The sequence below is a fragment of the Gardnerella sp. 26-12 genome, assembly GCF_001660745.1.
Lineage (GTDB): Bacteria > Actinomycetota > Actinomycetes > Actinomycetales > Bifidobacteriaceae > Bifidobacterium > Bifidobacterium swidsinskii.
This window is the reverse complement of record NZ_LWSR01000135.1, coordinates 1-2,810: the sequence shown is the minus strand read 5'-3', so window position 1 is coordinate 2,810 and position 2,810 is coordinate 1. Positions and strand designations below refer to the sequence as shown.

3 protein-coding genes and 1 pseudogene are annotated in these 2,810 nt (G+C 48.1%); 2 read left to right on the top strand and 2 right to left on the bottom strand.

The window, feature by feature from the left end; translation table 11 throughout:
* The first annotated feature begins 347 nt into the window (after positions 1 to 347).
* Positions 348 to 1,283 carry a pyridoxal 5'-phosphate synthase lyase subunit PdxS gene (gene pdxS, locus A5295_RS05830; RefSeq protein WP_076002965.1) on the top strand — a complete coding sequence of 312 codons (936 nt, stop codon included), beginning with the start codon at positions 348 to 350 and terminating at the stop codon, positions 1,281 to 1,283.
* Positions 1,284 to 1,285: 2 nt separating this feature from the next.
* Complete coding sequence (gene pdxT / locus A5295_RS05825) at positions 1,286 to 1,879, top strand: pyridoxal 5'-phosphate synthase glutaminase subunit PdxT (protein ID WP_064622142.1); 594 nt, start codon at positions 1,286 to 1,288, stop codon at positions 1,877 to 1,879.
* Positions 1,880 to 1,977: 98 nt separating this feature from the next.
* On the opposite strand, the gene pdxT (A5295_RS05820) is transcribed toward pdxT (A5295_RS05825), so the two are convergent.
* Positions 1,978 to 2,571, bottom strand: coding sequence for a pyridoxal 5'-phosphate synthase glutaminase subunit PdxT (gene pdxT / locus A5295_RS05820; protein WP_064622142.1), 594 nt, complete (start codon positions 2,569 to 2,571; stop codon positions 1,978 to 1,980).
* A gap of 2 nt (positions 2,572 to 2,573) precedes the next feature.
* A pseudogene (locus A5295_RS05815) lies at positions 2,574 to 2,810 on the bottom strand (pyridoxal 5'-phosphate synthase lyase subunit PdxS); the annotation flags it as partial.

The window sequence follows — 2,810 nt, the reverse complement described above, 5'->3', positions numbered from 1 at the left end:
GTCTTATAGCTCGCCGCTTTATTGGAAATGCACATTTGCAAACATAACTATTTGCATACCACATAAACCCAAATACAAGTCGACTGCATTACTAATCGTAGTCGATTGACAAGCCAGTCTCACCTATGGCGCGTCCAAAAAATCAAATCATATTTTGTATATTTTTGTAATATTTTTATACCAATACATATGAGATATATCCTACGAATGTGGTTAAATTCCAACAGAACGTAAACTTGCAAACGTACGCAATAATCGACATAAGATTACAGCGTAGAAGCGCGCAAATTCACGAAATATTAAGATGCATACACGTATCTCATATGTTAAAGCTAAAGCGAGGAATGATGGCTGAGAACTTGAATACTACGGTAACTGTGAACGAATCCTCGGATCCGCAAAATAAAAGCGGCGAAGACCGTACAGCATTGAACCGCCAATTGGCGCAAATGCTTAAGGGTGGCGTAATTATGGACGTCACCACCCCAGAGCAGGCGCGAATTGCTGAAGATTCTGGCGCATGCGCAGTTATGGCTTTGGAGCGTATTCCTGCCGATATTCGTGCAGCAGGCGGCGTTTCTCGTATGAGCGACCCGGCTATGATCCACGGCATTCAAGAGGCTGTGTCTATTCCTGTTATGGCAAAATGCCGTATCGGTCACTTTGTTGAAGCACAAGTGCTTGAGGCTATCGAGATCGACTACATCGACGAAAGCGAAGTGCTTTCTCCAGCCGACGACGTGTATCACATCAATAAGCGCGATTTTGCTGTGCCTTTCGTTTGCGGCGCTAAGGATTTGGGTGAAGCTTTGCGCAGAATCAACGAAGGCGCTTCCATGATTCGCACTAAGGGCGAGCCAGGAACTGGAGACGTGATTCAAGCTGTGCGTCACATGCGTATGATGAATTCCGCAATTCGTAAGCTTACAAGCATGCGCGAGGATGAGCTTTTTGAAGAAGCCAAAAATTTGCGCGTGCCTTTCGAACTCGTAAAATACGTTGCACAAAACGGCAAGCTCCCTGTTGTTAACTTCGCAGCCGGCGGCGTTGCTACCCCAGCCGACGCTGCTTTAATGATGCAGCTTGGTGCCGAAGGCGTATTCGTTGGCTCCGGTATCTTTAAGTCTGGAGACCCAGCAAAGCGTGCTGCAGCAATCGTTAAAGCTGTAACTAATTACAAGGACGCCAAGATGATTGCTAAGCTTTCCGAAAACTTGGGCGAAGCTATGGTTGGCATTAACGAGCAGGAAATCAAGCTTTTAATGGCTGAGCGAGGCGAGTAATTTTGTCAAACTCACCTACCAATACTGATAACTCCGCTCATACTGTAGCAGTTTTAGCTGTTCAGGGAGCTTTTCTTGAGCATCGCTTAATGCTGGAAAAGCTGGGAGCGCGCGTAATAGAGCTTCGGCAGGCGCGCGATTTGGAGCAGTCTTTCGACAGATTAGTGTTGCCGGGCGGCGAAAGCACCGTGCAAGCTAAGCTTCTTCGCGAGCAAAATATGCTCGAACCTTTGCGTGAGCGCATTGCAGGAGGAATGCCTGTTCTTGGCACTTGCGCAGGTTTGATTTTGCTTGCGAAAAACGTGGAAGGTGACGAAGTAAACGGTTTTGGCACTTTAGACGTAACAGTTAAGCGCAATGCTTACGGACGTCAGCTCGGAAGCTTCCATTGCGAGGCTGAGTTTGGTGAGCTAGGCAATGTGCCGATGACGTTTATTCGCGCACCTTACATTGCAGAAGTAGGCTCTAATGCCAAAGCTCTTGCAACTGTAGAAGGTCATGTTGTCGCCGCGCGCCAAGGAAAGCAAATCGGCACATCCTTCCACCCGGAGCTTGACAACGATACGCGAATCCATCAGCTTTTCCTGGATTTGTAAATTGGATTCGTAACTCCGGCAAATGTCCCATAAAACAGCCAACGCTCGCGCGAGCGTTGGCTGTTTTATGGGACATTTGCCGGAGTTACGAATCCAATTTACAAATCCAGGAAAAGCTGATGGATTCGCGTATCGTTGTCAAGCTCCGGGTGGAAGGATGTGCCGATTTGCTTTCCTTGGCGCGCGGCGACAACATGACCTTCTACAGTTGCAAGAGCTTTGGCATTAGAGCCTACTTCTGCAATGTAAGGTGCGCGAATAAACGTCATCGGCACATTGCCTAGCTCACCAAACTCAGCCTCGCAATGGAAGCTTCCGAGCTGACGTCCGTAAGCATTGCGCTTAACTGTTACGTCTAAAGTGCCAAAACCGTTTACTTCGTCACCTTCCACGTTTTTCGCAAGCAAAATCAAACCTGCGCAAGTGCCAAGAACAGGCATTCCTCCTGCAATGCGCTCACGCAAAGGTTCGAGCATATTTTGCTCGCGAAGAAGCTTAGCTTGCACGGTGCTTTCGCCGCCCGGCAACACTAATCTGTCGAAAGACTGCTCCAAATCGCGCGCCTGCCGAAGCTCTATTACGCGCGCTCCCAGCTTTTCCAGCATTAAGCGATGCTCAAGAAAAGCTCCCTGAACAGCTAAAACTGCTACAGTATGAGCGGAGTTATCAGTATTGGTAGGTGAGTTTGACAAAATTACTCGCCTCGCTCAGCCATTAAAAGCTTGATTTCCTGCTCGTTAATGCCAACCATAGCTTCGCCCAAGTTTTCGGAAAGCTTAGCAATCATCTTGGCGTCCTTGTAATTAGTTACAGCTTTAACGATTGCTGCAGCACGCTTTGCTGGGTCTCCAGACTTAAAGATACCGGAGCCAACGAATACGCCTTCGGCACCAAGCTGCATCATTAAAGCAGCGTCGGCTGGGGTAGCAAC

Coding starts and splice junctions, on each gene's coding strand:
- pdxS (WP_076002965.1), top strand. CDS start 348: ATGGCTGAGAACTTGAATACTACGGTAACTGTGAACGAATCCTCGGAT.